Here is an 18188-nt window from a genome sequence, read left to right as displayed (position 1 = left end):
ACCGTGCGTGCATCGGGGCGACCGTTCTGCGGAGAATGTGTGGCCCGAACGGTTCGTGGTCTTGACCGACCGGCCGATCAGGGCCGTGAATCCGCTGCGCTCGATGTCATACTTGCCCGCGATCAGGGCACTTCCTCCTTTTCCGAGCGCGGACGGTAGCGGTCATGGGTAGGCATCAGTCGGGTTCACGGATGCTCGGCGCGCTCATGCGCGGGCTCGTGCTCCTGCTCGCCGTCGGCCTCGTCGCCGGCGCCGGCTGGTATGTGCTGCACGACGACGCGACCGACGCCGACGGTGCGGACTGCCCGACCACCCTGCGCGTGGTGACCGCCTCCTCGTTCTCCACCGTCGTCTCCGCGGCCGGCCGGGAGCTGCGCGCGGCCAAGGACTGCATCCTGCTCGACGTCACCACCGCCGACGGGCGCCCCGCAGCCGGGCAGGTCGCCCAACTCGGCGCCGACGTGTGGATGCCCGACGACGCCGCCTGGGCCACCGCCGCCCCGCCCGGGCTGCTGGTCCCCACCGACAAGGAGAGCCAGGCCAAGCGCGACACCGGCGCCGGGACCACCCTCGCCACCTCGCCGATCCTCATGGTCACCGACGCCCCGACCGCCGAGAAGATCAAGGACAAGGGCAACGGCTGGCTGGCCCTGGCCAACCTCCTCGACGCCAAGACCCCGGGCGTGCGGCTCGTCGTGCGCGACCCGGCGCTGTCCGGCGACGGCCTTGTCGCGGCCGGGGCCGTGGGCGAGGCGGTCTGGCTCAAGGAGGGCATGGACTCCTCGTCGCTGACCCTCAACAACGCGATGGCGGTGACCCGGACGGTCAACCACGACCTGGCCGCGACGCCGAACGAGCCGGGCGAGGTGGGCCTGGTGCCCGAGTACGCCCTGCTGCCGATCATGAACCTGGCCCAGAGCCGGGTCTACCTGGCGGGCGCGGACAATACGGCGCTGATGCGCTACAGCTGGTTCCCGACCGCCGAGGCCGCCCGCGACCCCAAGCGCGTCGCCGCGCTGAACCGGCTGCGGGAGGCGTTCGCCAGCACCGAGGTCCGCCAGGCCCTCAACGCCGCCGGTCTGCGCGGCCCGGGCCAGACCCGCCCGCCGTTCGAGGGCGGCTCCACGCTGCCCGAGCCGACCGCCGAACCCTTCGCCGTCCTGGCCGCCCACCACGTCCAGCACGTCTTCGCCACCTGGGACGCGGAGGACCGCCGCGGCAACCTGCTCATCGCCGTCGACATGGCCGCCCCCGGCGCCGGCGGCGGCAGCACCGCCCCGACCGGCGGCAAGCAGTCGGCGCTCGACGTGCTCAAGGCCGGCTGCCGCGCGGTGGGCGACCTCATGCCGGTCGGCTCCCGCCTGGGCCTGTGGGAGATCAGCCCCGGCCAGCCCGGCGGCTACCGCAAACTGCTCCCGAGCGACCGCCTCGACGACACCTCCCGCGCCGCCTTCACCCGCTCGGTCAACACCCTGAACACCCACAAGGCAGGCGCGGGCCTGCTCGACACGATCGTCGCCGCCTACCAGTCGGTCCGCGACGATTGGCACGACGACATGCTCAACCAGGTATTCATCCTGACCGACGACGCCAACAAGGACAGCGCCAACGCCCAGGCCGTCGCCGCGATGGTCGAGAAGCTGAAGGCGCTGCAGGACCCAGAACGCCCCGTCACGATCAGCGTCGTGGTCCTGGCCAAAAAAGACGCCGCCGACCGCCTCAAAACCGCCCTCCAACCCCTCGGCGCCTACGTCGACAACGCATCGAGCGCCGACGACGTCCAAGCCGCCTTCATCCACGTAGTAGCCGGCGGACTACACGAATAAAAAAAATGATCACAAAACAAAAAACGAATCCCACCGCCACCACCGAATGACGACCACGACGGACCTGCCGCCACCCCGCGAACCGCAACCAACAAACGGTAACCAGACTACGGTCGCGCCCACGCTAATCCGGTACTTACCATCGGCCGAGGTCACATCTGCGGCTGCCCCTCCAACGGGATGAATCCCGATAGAGTGCGCCATGTGAAATAGTGACGAGTGTGATTCACTGCTATGTTTGCGATAATAAACGTATGCGGGGGCAGGCAAGTCTTCTCGGTCGCAGTGAAGTCGCAACAATGCGCGATCGGACCCGGTCACGAAACTACAGCCCGATCGGGGAAGAGTTTCGGCGCGAGCACAAGGAGCAGCGCCACTGGGGGCTCCAGCGGCGGCACGCGGCCAAGCTCCGGCGGATCTACAGGGACAACGTGCCGGTCACCGAGGAGGAGTGGCTCCAGGCTCGGGCGGCCGCGAAAGAGGTGCAGGCCGAGGTGCCGGTGCAGGTGGAAGCGGCGGTGCCCGTCGAAGTTGTGCCGGTCGACGTCGTGCCGGTCGCAGCGGCGCCGTCGGTGGTTGTGTCGCCCGGTTGGAGGGGCAGCCGCAAATTGTGGGCTCGGCCGATGGTAAGTACCGGATTGGCGTGGGCGCGACCGTTGTTTGGTCGCCGTTTGGTGGTTGCGGTTTTTCGGTTTGTGAGTGGTTCGTCGTGGTCGTCATTCGGTGGTTGCGGGTCGGGGGGCCTTCGGCTTGGCATCATTTCTGGACTTGGTGGTGTGGCGTTCGGTGCCGGGACGCACACGGATGGCGTGCGTCCCGGCGTTGCTGCTATATCGCGGGTTGGTCACGCCGTGAATCGGGGAGGGATCTCCTGCAGCATCCAGCTGTTGCCGTCCGGGTCGGCGAACGGTACGTACAGGATGCCGCCCATGTCCATGATCTCGCCGGCCTCGACGCCCTTCTTGAGGAGCACCGCGCGCGCCTTGCGCACATCATTGACCACCAGGTGCAAGCCTTGCAGTACCCCCGGCGCCGCGTCCATGCCCGGGAGGTTCTCCGACAGCAGGATGGAGCAGGCCGAGCCGGGCGGGGTCAGTTGGACGATGCGGGCGCCGTTGCCGGGGGCGATGTCGTGGTCGACGTGGAAGCCGAGCCGGTCCGCGTAGAAGGCCAGGGCGGCGTCGACGTCGCTGACCGGGACCGGGACGAGCTCGAGGCGCATGGTGAACTGCCCGTCCAGGTATCCGTCCAGGTTCGCGTAGCCGGCGTCGAGGCCCTCGCGCATCCCGGACTGCACGGCGTTGGCGCGGGCCTCGGCCGACGCGTAGTGGATGTGCGTGGTGATCCGGGTCCGGCCGCCGTCGCCGACGTCGGTGAAGGTGAGCGTGTTGCGGGTCGCGGGCCAGCCGCCGCTCCAGCGCTCGGTGCTGACAAGCCTCCGGGGGCGCTCGATCTCCTCGAACGTGCCCGCGATCGTCAGCTCCTCGCCGTCGTTGTTGCGCCAGACGTACCGGAAGGCCCCGCCCTGTTGCAGGTCGATCTCGCAGACCGGCATCGTCCAGCCGGGCGGGCCCAGCATCCAGTGCGGCAGGTGCCTGGGGCTCGTGTGCACGTCGAACACCAGCTCGGCGGGGGCCGCGACGACGCGCGTGATGCGCACGTCCTGCTCGCCGTCCAGCTCGAACCCGGTCACGCCCAGCTCGTCACTCATGTTCTGGCTCATCTCCCTGTAGACCGTCCTGTACGAGTTGCAGGTATGCGTCGAGGCGCTCGTAGTTCGCGTCCCAGAACCGCCGGTACTCCTCCGCGAACGCCGCCACGTCCCGCAGCGGCCCCGCCTCGAGTCGGCACGGCCGCCACTGCGCGTCGCGCCCGCGCGTGATGAGCCCGGCCTGCTCCAGCACCCGCAGGTGCTTGGAGACGGCGGGCCCGCTCATGGCGAACGGCGCGGCCAGCTCCTTCACAGTGGCCTCTCCGCCGGCCAGCCGGGCCAGAATCGCCCGCCGGGTCGGGTCGGCGAGCGCCGCGAAGGTGATACTCAATCGATCGGTCACGTCGTGTACCTAACCAAGTGGTTATCTAACCTGCTGGTTACTTAAGCAGGTGGGAGTGTCTGCGGTCAAGAGGAGTAGCCCGTGCGGATCGACGTCGTACCCACGCCGCAGGGCCCGCTGCGCTGCCTGGACGGCCGCCTCGTCGACGCCGGCACCGGCACCCTGCGCGCGACCTGGTCGCCGGTGGTGCGGGCGTCGGTGGCGCTGCCCGGCGGCCGGACGCTGCTGCTGGCCGCCGGCGGCGCGGGCCCCCGCCGCTTCGACCTGGACGCGGGGGAGGAGCTGGCCCCGGTGCGCGACCCGGCCGAAGTCTGGGACGTGACGGCGGCCGGCACCGTCCTGGCCGGCGCCGGCCCCGCGGGACTGCACCGCTGGGACGTCGTCGCCGGCACCCGCCTCGGCTCGTCGTCGCTGCTCGGCCCGCCCCTGCGCGCGATCACCGCGGTACCGCGCCCGGGCGGCGGCATCACCCTGATCGCCTGCGACGCGACAACCCTGTACCGGTGGGACGCGGCGACCGGCGCGTCACTGCTGCCGCCGCAGCCGACCGCGGCGACGTCCCTGACCGGCCTGGCCCCGGCGCCGTCCCTGCGCCCGGCCCTGCTCGGCTACGACGCCTCCGGTGCCGTGCACCGCTGGGACATTGATTGACGCTGCTACCGTGCCCCGCATGACCGGCTGCGCGGGAAGGTCGAGCGGGTCTGGTCGGCCGTCGCGGTGACCGTCGCCGCCGCCGTGCTGCTGCTCATCGCGGTAGGACTGGCCCGGCTGCTGTGAGCCCGGCCAGAGTCGCCGCGGTGGCCTGATCCCAGACCGGCCCGGCGGTGTCCGCGCCGCCGAGCACGCCCCGCAGCTCCAGCGAGGCCAGCCCGTGCACCAGCGCCAGGAGGTGCCGGCCGACCGCGAACTCGTCCCGCCCCGGGAACAGCCCCAGGTCCAGGGCGCGGCGGATGGTGGACAGGACCCGGTCGAAGCTCGCGTAGACCAGCCGGAACACCGGGTCGTCCGGGTCGGCGTCGGGCCGGACCTGGGCCATGAACAGGTCGTAGAGCCGGTGCTTCTCCAGTGCGGCGGCCCGGAACCCGGCGATGAGCAGCGGCAGCTCGGCCAGCGGATCGGCCAGCTGCGGCACCGCCGCGTGGTGGCGCCGCATGGTCTCGGCGACGTCGAGCGACAGCGCGCGCAGCAGCCCGTCCTTGTCGCCGAAGAGGCTGTACACGGCCCGCGTCGTCGTGCCCACCGCGTCCGCGACCCGCCGCACCGACACCGCCGCCGCCCCTTCGGCGTGCACGATCTCGCCGGCCGCCGCGAGCAGCGCCGCGCGTGTGTCCGCACCGTGTTCCCGAGGCCGGCCCATGCTTGCCAGCTTATCGTGACGCTGTTACGTTACGGCGTATCAAAACTTTGAGCTTCGACGTGATAGTGGTCGGCGCCCGCCCCGCCGGCGCGTCCACCGCGCTGCTGCTGGCCCGGGCCGGCCTGCGGGTCCTGCTCGTGGACCGGGCCCGGTTCCCCAGCGACACCCTGTCCACCCACCAGATCCAGCCACCGGGCGTGGCGCTGCTGCGGCGGTGGGGCCTGCTCGATGCGCTGCTGGCCGCGGGGGCGCCACTGGTCCGCACGGCCAGGTTCGACCCGGGCCCGGCCGTGCTCGAGGGTGCGTACCCGGGACCGGACGGCGTCCTGAGCCCGCGCCGCACGGTGCTCGACGCGCTGCTGGTCGCCGCGGCCCGCGCGGCCGGAGCCGAGGTGTGGGAGGGGTTCGCGGTCACGGGCCTGCACGTCACCGACGGCCGGGTGGCGGGCGTCGAGGGCACACCACGAGGGGCCGGCCGCCCGGTCACCGCGACCGCGGCCTGGGTCGTCGGCGCGGACGGGAAGCACTCCACGGTGGCCCGCTCGGTGGCCGCCCGCCCGTACCGCACCCGGGCCGCGAGGTCCGGAGCCTTCTACGCGTACGTGGACGGCCTGGCACTGCGCGGCGGGGAGATGTACCCGCGGCCGGACCGGCTCGGCTCGGCCTGGCCCACGAACGACGGCCTGGCCGTCGCGTTCCTGTCGGTGCCCGCCCACCGCTTCGCGCAGGTGCGGTCGCAGGGGCTGGCGGCCGGCTTCGCGGCGGGCTTCGCGGGCCTGGGCGACCTGGGGGAGCGCATCGCCGCGGCCCGCCTGGCCGAGCACGTCCGGGCCACCGTCGACCTGCCGAACACCTTCCGGGTGCCGTACGGGCCGGGGTGGGCCCTCGCCGGCGACGCCGGCCTGGTGATGGACCCGATCACCGGCCAGGGCATCGCCAACGCCCTGCGCGACGCCGACGCCCTCGCCGCCGCGCTCATCGCCGGCCTGGGCGGGGCGGCCCCGCTGCCGGCTGCGCTGGCCGCCTACCACCGCGGGCGGGACCGGGAGCGCCGGGCGATGTACCGCCTCACGACCGGGCTGGCCGCGTTCGGCCCGGACCGGGTGGGCCGGCGGCTGTACCCGGCGATCGCCGACGACCCGGCCGAGGTGACCCGCTTCCTGGGCGTCCTGGCCGGCCTGGTCCCGGCCGGCCCGTACTTCGGCCCGGCCAACCTCCTGCGGCTGACCGTGGCCCGGCGCCGCACCGGACGCCGGGCACACCCCGCCAGGTGGCGCGGCGGGCTCGACGTGCCGGAACCGTAGCGGTCTAGAGGATTGCGGCGGATTCGGCGGGCAGGGTCAGGGAGTCGGACTGGACGACCGCTGCCTCGTCGGTGGTGAAGAGGAAGCAGTCGGCGCCCAGTGGGATGGTTCTGGGGTGCTGGGTCAGGTTGGCCACGACCGTCCGGTCGCCGCGGCGGATCAGCAGGACGCCGTCGTCGTGGACGACGTGCACCTGGTCCAGGCGGGGGTCGGCCAGGCCCGCGTGGGTCTTGCGCAGCGCGATCAGCCGGCGGTACAGCTGCAGGAGGTCCGGGTCCTGGGCGGCCCAGTCCAGGTGGGAGCGGGAGAAGGTCTGCGGGTCCTGCGGGTCGGGGACCTCCTCGGAGGACCAGCCGTGCTCGGCGAACTCCTCCCGGCGGCCCTTGCCCACCGCGGCGGCCAGCTCGGGCTCCGGGTGGCTGGTGAAGAACTGCCAGGGGGTACGGGCGCCGAACTCCTCGCCCATGAAGAGCATCGGGGTGAACGGTGAGGTCAGCAGCAGGGTGGCGCCGACCCTGAGCAGGCCGGGGGACAGGGTCGCGGTCAGGCGGTCGCCCACGGCGCGGTTGCCGATCTGGTCGTGGTTCTGCAGGCAGACCACGAAGCGGTAGCCGGGGATGCGGGACCGGTCGACCGGGCGGCCGTGGATGCGGCGGCGGAAGGTCGACCAGGTGCCGGCGTGGTAGAACGCCTGCTCCCAGACGGTTTTGAAGCACTCCGCGCTGCCGAAGTCGCCGTAGTAGCCCTGGCGCTCGCCGGTCAGCATGGCGTGCAGCGCGTGGTGGACGTCGTCGTCCCACTGGGCCTGCAGGCCGTAGCCGCCGGCCTCGCGGGCGGTGATGAGCCGGGCGTCGTTCAGGTCCGACTCGGCGATCAGGGTCAGCGGGCGGCCCACCGCCGCGGACAGCGCGTCGACCTCGACCGCCAGCGCTTCCAGGAGGTGGGTGGCGCCGCGGTCGACAAGGGCGTGGACGGCGTCCAGCCGCAGGCCGTCGCAGTGGTAGTCGCGCAGCCACTGCAGGGCACTGTCGATGATGAACCGGCGGACCTCGCCGCTGTCGGCCTCGTCCAGGTTCAGCGAGCGGCCCCAGGTGTTGGCGCCCTGGGACAGGTAGGGGCCGAACTGCGGGGTGTAGGCGCCGGAGGGGCCGAAGTGGTTGTAGACGGCGTCGATGATGACGCCGATCCCGGCCTGATGGGCGGCGTCGACGAAGCGCTTCAGGCCGTCCGGGCCGCCGTAGCTCTCCTGGACGGCGTGCCAGCCGACGCCGTCGTAGCCCCAGTTGTGCTCTCCGTTGAAGGTGTTCACCGGCAGCAGCTCGATCAGGTCGACGCCGAGGTCGCGCAGGTACGGCAGCCGCTCGATCGCCCCGTCGAACGTCCCCGACGGCGTGAACGTGCCCACGTGCAGCTCGTAGATGACGCTGCCGGCGAGCTGGCGGCCGGTCCAGGCGCCGTCGCCCCAGGTGTACCGGTCGTGGTCGTAGACCCGGCTGCGGCCGTGCACCCCCTCGGGCTGCCGGCGGGAGCGCGGGTCGGGCAGCACCTGGTCGGTGCCGTCGAGGGAGAAGCCGTAGTCGGTGCCGTGGCCGGCGTGCGGATCCTCGGCGGTCCACCACTGACCGTCGGCCGTCATCGGGATCTGGCGGGTACCGCTGTGCAGCACGACACGGCGCGCGGACGGCGCCCAGACGCGGAAGTCCATGGTGCTCGGTCAGCCCTTCACGAGGAGCGCGACGGGGTAGGTGGCGAGGATGTCGCCGAGCGCCGCGGACGGCACACCGCGCCCGGTGAGCGCGTCGGTCCACGTGCCCTCGGGCAGGTGCAGTGCGGTGTCGCGCCACCCGCCCGCGGCGGCCAGGGCGACGGGGAGGCGGGTGGCGACGGTCAGCGCCCCGCCCCGGTCGAACGCGACGGCGTGCTGCTGCGCCGGGCCGCTCGCGCCGACCGGTTCGTAGCCGCCGAAGAGCTCGGGGCGGTCCCGGCGCAGCCGCAGCGCGCGGCTGACGACGAGGAGCTTGGCCGCGCCCGACACGTCGACCGGCGGCAGCGGCTGCTGCGCGGCGGCCGCGGCGTCGATGGCCGCGAGCAGGTCGAGGCGCTCGGCGAAGTCGACCGGGCGGCGGTTGTCGGGGTCGACGAGGGAGTTCTCCCAGAGCTCGGTGCCCTGGTACACGTCCGGCACCCCGGGCATCGTGAGCTGCACCAGCTTCTGGCCGAGCGCGTTGCTCCACCCGAAGGGCGTGATCCGGGCGGCGAAGTCGTGCACCGAGTGGCGCAGGTCCGGGTTGTCGAAGACCCGCTCCAGGTTGGTGTTGACGGCCGCCTCGAACGCCTCGTCCGGTTCGTCCCACGACGTCGAGCGGTTGGCTTCGCGGGCCGCCTTCTGGAAGTACGCCCGCAGCCGCTCCTGCTCGATCGGCCACGCGCCGACGATCGTCTGCCAGAAGAGCGCCTCGAATGACGGGTCGTCGAGCGGGGCGGTCTCGCGCCAGCCGGCGACCGCCGCGGCCCAGTCGGCCGGGATCTCGCTCAGGACGGCCAGGCGGGCCCGGACGTCCTCGCCGCGCTTGGTGTCGTGCGTCGACAGCGTGGTCATGCTGTGCGGCCATTCGCGCAGGCGCCGGGCCTGGGCCGCGTGGAACTCGTCGGGTCCGACGCCGACGCGGCTGGGGTCGCCGCCGACCTCGTTGAGCGCGATGAGGCGGTTCCACCGGTACATCGCGGTGTCCTCGACGCCCTTGGCCATGACGGCGCCGGTCAGCTGCTGGAAGCGGACCGCCAGCTCGTCGCCCGGGTCGCGCAGCCGCAGCACCAGATCCGCCGGCACTTCGGTTCTGGCCTTGGCCAGCGCCTCGTCGAGGTGCTCCGCCCCGTAGGGCAGGTAGGTGCGGTAGACCGAGAAGTTCGCCGCGAGCTCGGCGAGGACGGCCTTGTCGCCGCCGAGCCGCTCCAGGCGGTTGAGCTCGGCGCCGAACAGGCGCTTGGTCACGTCGAGCTTCTGGGCGTAGGCCTCGTCCGACCAGGAGACGTCGGCAGCGGTCGGGAAGCCCGGATCGACGAACAGCCCACACGCCTCGGCGAGGGCCTCGTAGCCGGTCGTGCCGTCGACCGGCCACGGCGGCAGCGGCTCGCCCAGCTCCAGGATCTTCTCGACCAGCAGCCAGGTGCCGGGGGCGTGCTCGCGCAGGCGAGCGAGGTAGCCGCCGGGGTCGCGCAGGCCGTCCGGGTGGTCGACGCGGATGCCGTCGACGAGCCCCTCTCGGACCCAGCGGAGGATCTCGGTGTGGGTGGCCTCGAAGACCGCGGGGTCCTCGACGCGCAGCCCGGCCAGCTCGGTGACGGCGAAGAACCGGCGGTAGTTGAGCCGCTCGTTGCCCTCCCGCCAGTACACGAGCCGGTAGTGCTGGCGCTCGTGGACCTCCTGCGGGGTGCCGCCCTCGGTGCCGGGGGCGAGCGGGAAGCGGTGCTCGTAGTACCGCAGCTCGCCGTGCGCCACCGCCAGGTCGTCGAGCGCCGGGGAGCCCAGCACCGGCACGATGATCGGTCCGGCGTCCCAGTCGATGTCGAACCAGCCGGCGTACTCGCTGCCGCGGCCGTGCTTGAGCACGTCCCACCACATGGGGTTGGCGGCCGGCTGGAACAGGCCCATGTGGTTGGGCACGATGTCGACGACCAGGCCGAGGCCATTGTCCTTCAGGGCGCCGACGAGCCGGTCGAGGGCCGCCGCGCCCCCGAGCTGCGGGTTGACGGCCCGGGGGTCGACGACGTCGTAGCCGTGCGGGGAGCCGGGCGTCGCGGTCAGCAGCGGCGCCGAGTACATGTGGCTGACGCCGAGCGTGTGGAGATATCCGGCGAGGGTGGCCGCCGTGTCCAGGCCGAAGTCCGGGCGCACCTGCACCCGGTAGGTCCCCGTTGGCGTGCTCATACCGTGCGGTCCAGCACGACGAGGGAGCGGTCCGGCACCGTGATCGTCCCGCCGGCGGTGTAGCTGACGCCGTCGCGGGCCGGGCCGGTGGCCGTCGCGATGACCAGCTCCCACTCCTTGCCGAAATCCTGCTGCGGGATGACGAACTCGAGCGGCTCGTAGTGCGCGTTGAAGCACAGCAGGAACGAGTCGTCGACGTGGCGCTCCCCGTGCGAGCCCCGCTCGGTGATGCTCTCGCCGTTGACGAACAGCATCAGCGCCTTGCCGAAGTGGTTGTCCCAGTCCTCCTCGGTCATCTGCCGCCCGTCGGTGGCGAACCAGGCGACGTCCGGGATCGGGGTGCCCTCGGCCCGGGCGACCGGCCGGCCGGTGAAGAACCGGCGGCGGCGGAACACCCGGTGGCGCTCCCGGAACAGCGCCAGGCCGCGGGTGAACGCGAGCAGCTGCTCGTCGACGTCGTCCCAGTTGACCCAGCTGATGTCGTTGTCCTGGCAGTACGCGTTGTTGTTGCCGCCCTGGGTGCGCCCGAGCTCGTCACCGGCGCAGATCATCGGCACGCCCTGCGACAGCATCAGCGTGGTCAGGAAGTTGCGCCGCTGCTTCGCCCGCAGCGAGTGGATCGCCGGGTCGTCGGTGGGACCCTCGACGCCGCAGTTCCAGGAGCGGTTGTGGCTCTCACCGTCGCGGTTGTCCTCGGTGTTGGCCTCGTTGTGCTTCTCGTTGTACGAGACGAGGTCGTTGAGCGTGAACCCGTCGTGGCAGGTGACGAAGTTGATGCTGGCGAAGGGGCGCCGGCCGTCGTCCTGGTACAGGTCGGCCGAGCCGGTGATCCGCGACGCGAACTCGCCGAGCGTCGCCGGCTCGCCGCGCCAGAAGTCACGGACCGTGTCGCGGAACCGGCCGTTCCACTCCGTCCACAGGGGCGGGAAGTTGCCGACCTGGTAGCCGCCGGGCCCGACGTCCCACGGCTCGGCGATCAGCTTCACCTGGTTGACCACCGGGTCCTGCTGCACGACCTCGAAGAACGTCGACAGGCGGTCGACGTCGTAGAACTCGCGGGCCAGGGTCGAGGCGAGGTCGAAGCGGAAGCCGTCGACCCGCATCTCGGTCACCCAGTAGCGCAGCGAGTCCATGATGAGCTGCAAGGTGTGCGGGTTGCGCACGTTGAGGCTGTTGCCGGTACCGGTGTAGTCCGTGTAGTACCGGTTGTCCTCGTCCTCGAGCTTGTAGTAGTGGCCGTTGTCGATGCCCTTGAAGGACAGTGTCGGCCCGAGGTGGTTGCCCTCCGCGGTGTGGTTGTAGACGACGTCGAGGATGACCTCGATGCCGGCCGCGTGCATCGCCTTGACCATGCCGCGGAACTCCTGGACCTGCTGACCGCGGTGCCGGCGGGCGTACCCGTGATAGGGGGCGAAGAACCCGATGGTGTTGTAGCCCCAGTAGTTCGACAGGCCCAGCTCGACCAGCCGCTGGTCGTGCACGAAGTGGTGCACCGGCAGCAGCTCGATCGCGGTGATCCCGAGCCGCTTGAGGTGCTCGACGATCGCCGGGTGGCCGATGCCCGCGTAGGTGCCGCGCAGCTCCTCGGGCACGTCCGGGTGGCGCATCGTGAGCCCGCGGACGTGGGCCTCGTAGACGACCGTGTGGTGGTACGGCACGCGCGGCGCGGCGTCGTTGCCCCAGTCGAAGTACGGGTTGACGACGACCGCCTTCGGCATGAACGGCGCCGAGTCGGCCTCGCTCATCTGCTCCGGGTCGTTGAAGTCGTAGCCGTAGACCGCCGGGTCCCAGTTGATGTCGCCGTCGATGGCCTTGGCGTATGGGTCCAGCAGCAGCTTGTTGGGGTTGCACCGCAGGCCCCGGGCCGGGTCGTAGGGCCCGTGGACCCGGAATCCGTACCGCTGCCCCGGCTCGACGCCCGGAAGGTACGCGTGCCAGACGAACGCGTCCACCTCGACGAGGCGGATGCGCTCCTCGCCGTCGGCGTCGTCGAAGAGGCACAGTTCGACGGACTCGGCCACCTCGCTGAAGATCGCGAAGTTCGTGCCCTGCCCGTCGTACGTCGCACCCAACGGGTACCGGTTGCCCGGCCACACCTGCATGCTCGCTCCTGCTCTATTTCTCGGCACCGCTGTTCAACGGTGCCCTCGTTGCCACCACGTTACGTGTGTCGAAAGTTCACGCACGGATACGCGCGAAGCTGGCTGCCATATGCCCCGCTCGCCCAATAATGAATCGTGCTCGTCGGCGGGTCGGATTTCCGACACGGTCGGCGGATGAATCTCCGGCAAATTCAGCCGTGGCGCGCGTTTGAAACAAGGGGGAACGGATCATAGTTGGGCACATGCCCCCCGGATCGGTGATGACCTTCGGCCCGCACGCCTGCGCGACCCCGGCCGGGTTCGAAGGGGAGTGGCTGGTCACCGACGGCCTCGGGGGATACGCGACAGGCACGATCGCGGGGCTGCGCACCCGCCGGTACCACGCACTGCTTGTCACCCCCGCCCGTCAGGTGGCGCTCGCCGCGCTGGACCCGGTGCTGCGCCTGCCCGGGGGAGCCGAGCACCGCCTGGCCGTCCACGAGTGGGGCTCCGGCGCGCTCGACCCCACCGGCCATCACCACCTGGAGTCCTTCGACATCGTCGACGGTGTACCGCGGTGGCGCTGGCGGTTCGGTGAGTACGTCCTCGAGCGCGAGGTCGCGATGGTGTACGGCCGCAACGCCGTCGCCGTCGTCCACCGCCTCGTCGCCGCCCCGCCCGGCGCCCAGGTGCGGCTGGTGCTGGGGGCGCTGTGCACCTGGCGCGACGCCGACGGGGAGCGCTTCTCCTCCGGCGGCGAGCTTGTCGTCGAGGACGTGATGCGCCTCGACGGGCCCGACTTCAAGCCCGTCGGCGAGTGGTACCTCGACGCGTACCACCGGGAGGAGGCCGCCCGCGGGCTCAACCCGGTGGAGGACCTCTGGGCCGCCGGGACGTTCACGGCCGACCTGCGCGCCGGCGAGACGCTCACGGTCACCGCCCGCTCCGACGTCGAGGACCCCACGCCGCTGCCCGACGGCCCCGCGATCGTCGAGGCGGCCCGGCGCCGGGCCCGCAAGCTCATCCGCCAGGCCGGCGCCCGCGGGTTCGAGGACCGCCTGCTCACCCTGGCCGCCGACGCGTTCATCATCCAGCGCGACGGCCACCCCGACGTCGTGGCCGGATACCCGTGGTTCGGCAGCTACCTGCGCGACACCATGACCGCCTACGAGGGGCTCTTCCTCGACACGAACCGGGCCGGCGAGGGCCGCGCGCTGCTGCGCTCCCACGCCGGCCTCGGTGCCCGCATGCGCGCCGAAGCACTCGCCGATGCCGACGGGCCGCTGTGGTACGTCCACGCCGTCGACCGGCACATCGCGCGCACCGGCGACGACAGCCTGGCCGCCGAGCTCCTGCCCGCGGTCGAGAGCGTCATCGCGGCCTACACCAAGGGCACCATGGACGGCGTCACCATCGACGCGCTCGACGGCCTGCTCCGGCTCGACGCCGACCACGGCGGCCGCACCTGGATGAACGCCCACCTGCCGCGCGGCCCGGTCACCCCGCGCGACGGCAAGCCGGTCGAGCTCAACGCGCTGTGGGCCAACGCGCTCGGCGCGCTGGCCGCGCTGCGGGAGCGCTGCGGCCGCGACGCCTCGGTCGTGCACGCGCGCCGCGACGCCGTCCGGGCCCAGTTCGTGAAGCGCTTCCGGGCGCCCGACGGCTGGCTCTTCGACGTCGTCGACGCCGGCCCCGCGCCGTATCCGAAGGGCGGCTCCGGCGTCCACGACGACTCGGTCCTGCGCCCCAACCAGCTGCTCGCGTTCAGCCTTCCCTACGCGCCCGCGGCCGACGAGACGCGGCTGCGCGACGACGTGCTGCGGGCCGTGGGAGAGAGCCTGCTCACGCCGCTGGGTCTGCGTACGCTCGCGCCGGGGGAGTACGGGTACCTTGGGGGCCATCGAGGCGGTGTGGTCGCCCGGGACACGGCATATCACCAGGGAACGGTGTGGCCGTGGTGGCTCGGGCCGTACGCCGACGCGATGTGCGCCGCCGGCCGACCGGTGGACGCGCTGCCCGCCGCCCTTACCGGACATTTGAGTGAGTGTGGTCTCGGCTCCGTCAGCGAGATCGCGGAGGGTGACGCGCCCTACCGCCCGACGGGTGCGCCGTTCTCCGCCCGATCGGTCGCCGCACTCCTGCACGCCCGCACCGTCATCAGGCAAAACTGCAATGTGCAAGCTGCACAACCCGCCCAATCCGGAAAACTGAAATTGGCCCGCGAAGCCGGTCCGCGGAAGCGTCGGAACGCGCTACGGTGACAGTCGGCGACGAGAGGTATCCGCTATGCGCGTTTTGATGATCGCCTGGGACTTCCCTCCAAGTGACGCGATAGCCGCCCGGGAGGGCCGCATCGCCGCCCTGTCCGCCGCGCTTGCCGCCGCCGGCCACGACGTCACGGTCGTCACCCGGCACGGCCGTTCGACAGCCTCCTTCGGCGGTGTCCGGGTGGTCCGGGCCGACCCGCTGCCCGAGTTCGACCCGGATGCCGACGACCCGGATCTCGGCCACACGATGGCCGTCAACCACCTGCTCGCCGAGGCCGCGATCCGCACCGCCCCGGCCGCCGGCTACGACGTGATCCACGCCCACGACTGGCTCGTCACCCACGCTGCGGTGACGCTCAAGGAGCACTTCGGCATCCCGTTCGTCGCCACCCTCCAGGCCACCGAGGCCGGCCGCCACCAGGGCATCGTCGACGGCGACACCAGCCGCTCGGTGCACTCCGTCGAGTGGTGGCTCGGCTCCGAGGCGTGCCGGGTGATCGTCCCGACCGAGTACCTGCGCTGGGAGGTCCAGCACCTCTTCGACGTCCCCGCCGAGCGCGTCGACGTCGTGCCCAGCGGCATCGACCCCGACGTGTGGACCGCCGAGCCGCGCGCCGTCCTGCAGGCCCGCCTCCGCTTCGCCGGCGAGGGCCCGCTGCTCGTCTACGCCGGCCGCCTCATCAGCGAGAAGGGCGTCCAGGACCTCCTCGCCGCCATGCCCGCGATCCGCGAGCGCCACCCCGGCACCCGTGCGGTCGTCGCCGGCGACGGCCCCTACCGCGGCGCCCTGATCGAGGAGGCCCGCCGCCTCAAGCTGCACCGCGCGGTCTCCTTCCCCGGCACCCTGGACCAGCCGACCCTGGCCGCCGTCCTCGCCGCCGCCGACGCCTTCGTCATGCCGAGCCGCTACGAGCCCACCGGCACCGTCGCCCTCGAGGCCGCCGCCTCGGGCGCCGCGCTCGTCGTCGCCTCGACCGGCGGCCTGGCCTCGATCGTCGAGCACGGCGTCACCGGCATCCGCTTCCCGTCCGGCGACCCCGACGGTCTCGTCGACGCCGTGGACGCCCTGCTGCAGGACCCGATCTTCGCCCAGACGCTTGCCTCCCGCGCCCGCGCCATGGCCCGCGAACGCCACTCCTGGCATGCCATCGCCGCCCGCACCGCGGCCGTCTACGGCGCCGCCGTCGACGAGTCCCCGGCCTTCGAGGCCCGCCGCCGCGCCACGGTGCTCGGCAGCGGCCTCCCGGTCGTCTTCGTCCCGCCCGGCAACCTCCTGGCCGACCCGCCCCGCGTCCCCGTGGGTGCGCGCCCGGCGAGCCTGGTCCGCGCGGCCGCGGAGGAGGCGGCCTGGCAGGCCGGCGCCGACGCCGCGCGGGCCGCACTGGCCGCCGAGGGCGGGCTGTGGTCCGAGGCCGTGGCCCGGGAGGCGGCCGACCGCGACGCCGCCGCCCGCGCGGCCGCGGCACCGTTCGACGTGGTGATGGCGGCGGTCGAACGCCGGTAGCCGCGCCCCGTTTCGCCGGCTTCTCCACGCAGCCGCTCAGGCATGGGCGGCTGCGTCACTGTGTGCGCGCCCCGCGGGGCCGATCGCGCCCAGCGCCGTGCCCGGCGATGTGATGGCTGTGGGGTCAGGGTGCGGTTGGTGAGGGCGCGGCGGTGAGGGCGTCCCAGGCGGCCATCGCGCAGGTGATGACGGTCTCCAGCTCGGGGCGGGTGGCGCCGTCGCGGGCCTGGATCGACAGGCCCTGGACCACCGTCGTGTAATAGCGGGCCAGCGCGTCGAGATCGGCCGGGGCGGCGGTGAGGTCGCCGTCGGTGACGCCGCGGGCGAGGCGGTCGCGGATGGCCGTGTGCTGGCCGCGGCGGCGCTCGGCCAGGAACTCGCGGACCGTGTGGTTCTCCACGGCGCCGACGGGGGCGGCCAGGACGAGCATGCAGTAGTGCGGGGTGTCCGCGCCGGTGACCTGGTCGGCGGTGGCCCGCAGCATCGCGTGCACGGCCGCCCGCGCCGTGGCCCCCTCCCGCAGCGCGCGCCGGGGCGGCTCGCCGGAGGTGCTCCCGTAGAGGGCCATCACCCGGCGGAACAGCTCCTCCTTGCTGCCGAAGCAGGCGTAGATGCTGGCCGATGCGACACCCATCGCGCCGGCCAGATCCTGCAGCGAGGTCCCCTCGTAGCCGCGCTCCCAGAACAGGTCGAGCGCCTGCCGCAGGGCGGTATCGGGGTCGAACGTGCGCGGCCGTCCGCGAGGGGCCATGCCGATCGTCTCCGCACTTGTCGTCTCCGTACTTGTTTGCCGTTCGATCAACTTTACCTTGACGCTCGGGGCCGGCTCCGGCATGGTTTGTTGGTCGTTCGATAAACAAATCGCACAGCCGAGGAGCCGACCATGCGCGCCCTGCAGCAGACCTCCCTGAACGGCCCGGGCGACCTGCGCCTGATCACCGACGCCCCGGTCCCGTCCCCGGGCCCCGGCGAGGTCCTGGTCAAGGTCACCGCCGCCGGCGTCAACTTCGTCGACATCTCCCAGTCCCGCGGGGCGTTCGCGGGCGGGCCGCAGCCGCCGTACGTGGCCGGCATCGAGGCCGCCGGCACCGTTGTCGCGGCCGGCCCCGGCGTGACGGCCGTGGCGCCCGGCGCGAACGTCGTCGGCGTCAGCATCGGCGGCGGCGCGTTCGCCGAATACCTGCTGCTGCCCGCGGCCGCGGCCGTCCCGATCCCGGCCGGCTGGACCGGCGCGCAGGCCCTGGGCCTGGTCGTGAACTGGCCGACCGCCCTCGCCGCCCTCAAACCCCTGGGCGCCCTCACCGCCGGCCAGACGGTCCTGATCCACGCCGCCGCCGGCGGCACGGGCCAGGCGGCGGTCCGGATGGCCAAGCACTACGGCGCGACGGTCATCGCCACCGCCTCCCGGGCCAAGCACGAGACGGTGCTCGCCCTGGGCGCCGACCACGTCCTGGACTCCCGCCGCGCCGACCTGGCCGCCGCGGTCCTGCAGCTGACCGGCGGCACGGGCGCGGACCTGGTCCTCGAGTCGGCCGGCGGCCCCACCCTGGCCGCGAGCCTGGCCGCGACCAGGCGCGTCACCGGCCGCGTCGTCGTCTACGGCCTGGCCGCGGGGGAGGCGTCGATCACCAACTGGGACCTCGTGTACCGCCACCAGGTCCACGTCATCGGCCTCAACCTCGGCACCCTGATCCAGGCCGCACCCGAGATCTTCGGCGACGTCATGGGCGAGCTCTTCACCCTGCTGGCGACCGGCGTCATCGCCCCGGCCGACCCGGGCACCTACGCCCTGGCCGACGGCCCGAAGGCCCTGGCCGAACTGGAAGCCCGCACCACGATGGGCAAGCTCGCCCTGATTCCCTGACAA

General features: G+C 72.6%; 13 protein-coding genes. 6 read left to right on the top strand and 7 right to left on the bottom strand.

What is annotated here, in order from left to right:
- Nucleotides 1-164: 164 nt before the first annotated feature.
- Nucleotides 165-1826 carry a substrate-binding domain-containing protein gene (locus tag Dvina_RS36310; protein WP_223093870.1) on the top strand — a complete coding sequence of 554 codons (1662 nt, stop codon included), beginning with the start codon at nucleotides 165-167 and terminating at the stop codon, nucleotides 1824-1826.
- An 844-nt stretch (nucleotides 1827-2670) separates the two neighbouring features.
- Here Dvina_RS36310 and Dvina_RS55555 read toward each other — a convergent pair.
- Together Dvina_RS55555 and Dvina_RS36300 are read right to left on the bottom strand one after the other, a co-directional pair.
- Nucleotides 2671-3537, bottom strand: a complete 867-nt coding sequence (locus Dvina_RS55555; RefSeq protein WP_223093868.1) for an SRPBCC domain-containing protein — start codon at nucleotides 3535-3537, stop codon at nucleotides 2671-2673.
- A complete protein-coding gene (locus tag Dvina_RS36300; protein ID WP_223093866.1) occupies nucleotides 3530-3880 on the bottom strand; it encodes an ArsR/SmtB family transcription factor in 351 nt (116 codons plus the stop codon). The genes Dvina_RS55555 and Dvina_RS36300 overlap by 8 nt, the downstream gene beginning before the upstream one ends.
- Nucleotides 3881-3961: 81 nt before the next feature.
- Here Dvina_RS36300 and Dvina_RS36295 point away from each other — a divergent pair, with 81 nt between their 5' ends.
- Nucleotides 3962-4531 carry a WD40 repeat domain-containing protein gene (locus Dvina_RS36295; RefSeq protein WP_223093864.1) on the top strand — a complete coding sequence of 190 codons (570 nt, stop codon included), beginning with the start codon at nucleotides 3962-3964 and terminating at the stop codon, nucleotides 4529-4531.
- A gap of 94 nt (nucleotides 4532-4625) precedes the next feature.
- On the opposite strand, the gene Dvina_RS36290 is transcribed toward Dvina_RS36295, so the two are convergent.
- On the bottom strand, nucleotides 4626-5237 hold the full coding sequence (locus Dvina_RS36290) for a TetR/AcrR family transcriptional regulator (protein WP_223093862.1): 612 nt from the start codon (nucleotides 5235-5237) through the stop codon (nucleotides 4626-4628).
- A gap of 47 nt (nucleotides 5238-5284) precedes the next feature.
- On the opposite strand from Dvina_RS36290, the gene Dvina_RS36285 reads away from it, so the two are divergent.
- Complete coding sequence (locus Dvina_RS36285; RefSeq protein ID WP_223093860.1) at nucleotides 5285-6541, top strand: NAD(P)/FAD-dependent oxidoreductase; 1257 nt, start codon at nucleotides 5285-5287, stop codon at nucleotides 6539-6541.
- Between the two features lie 4 nt (nucleotides 6542-6545).
- Here the strand turns inward: Dvina_RS36285 and treZ are convergent, their stop codons facing one another.
- Genes treZ through glgX form a run of 3 tightly spaced genes read right to left on the bottom strand, consistent with a single transcriptional unit; the run spans nucleotide 6546 to nucleotide 12571 of the window.
- A complete protein-coding gene (gene treZ, locus Dvina_RS36280) occupies nucleotides 6546-8246 on the bottom strand; it encodes a malto-oligosyltrehalose trehalohydrolase (protein ID WP_223093858.1) in 1701 nt (566 codons plus the stop codon).
- A 9-nt stretch (nucleotides 8247-8255) separates the two neighbouring features.
- On the bottom strand, nucleotides 8256-10469 hold the full coding sequence (gene treY / locus Dvina_RS36275; protein WP_223093856.1) for a malto-oligosyltrehalose synthase: 2214 nt from the start codon (nucleotides 10467-10469) through the stop codon (nucleotides 8256-8258).
- Complete coding sequence (glgX, locus tag Dvina_RS36270) at nucleotides 10466-12571, bottom strand: glycogen debranching protein GlgX (RefSeq protein WP_223093854.1); 2106 nt, start codon at nucleotides 12569-12571, stop codon at nucleotides 10466-10468. The genes treY and glgX overlap by 4 nt, the downstream gene beginning before the upstream one ends.
- A gap of 242 nt (nucleotides 12572-12813) precedes the next feature.
- Between glgX and Dvina_RS36265 the strand changes: the two genes are divergently transcribed.
- Nucleotides 12814-14811 (top strand): amylo-alpha-1,6-glucosidase, encoded by a 1998-nt coding sequence (locus Dvina_RS36265; RefSeq protein ID WP_343217047.1) that lies wholly within the window; start codon nucleotides 12814-12816, stop codon nucleotides 14809-14811.
- 25 nt (nucleotides 14812-14836) lie between these two features.
- Nucleotides 14837-16321: a glycosyltransferase family 4 protein gene (locus Dvina_RS36260; RefSeq protein ID WP_223093852.1), complete on the top strand. Its 1485-nt coding sequence runs from the start codon at nucleotides 14837-14839 to the stop codon at nucleotides 16319-16321.
- Between the two features lie 124 nt (nucleotides 16322-16445).
- Here the strand turns inward: Dvina_RS36260 and Dvina_RS36255 are convergent, their stop codons facing one another.
- A complete protein-coding gene (locus Dvina_RS36255; RefSeq protein WP_223093850.1) occupies nucleotides 16446-17072 on the bottom strand; it encodes a TetR/AcrR family transcriptional regulator in 627 nt (208 codons plus the stop codon).
- Nucleotides 17073-17204: 132 nt separating this feature from the next.
- On the opposite strand from Dvina_RS36255, the gene Dvina_RS36250 reads away from it, so the two are divergent.
- A complete protein-coding gene (locus Dvina_RS36250; RefSeq protein WP_223093848.1) occupies nucleotides 17205-18185 on the top strand; it encodes a zinc-binding dehydrogenase in 981 nt (326 codons plus the stop codon).
- Nucleotides 18186-18188 lie beyond the last annotated feature (3 nt).

It is taken from the genome of Dactylosporangium vinaceum (assembly GCF_019904175.1).
Lineage (GTDB): Bacteria > Actinomycetota > Actinomycetes > Mycobacteriales > Micromonosporaceae > Dactylosporangium > Dactylosporangium vinaceum.
The sequence above is the reverse complement of the archived record's forward strand: the minus strand, read 5'-3'. Positions and strand labels throughout refer to the sequence as shown.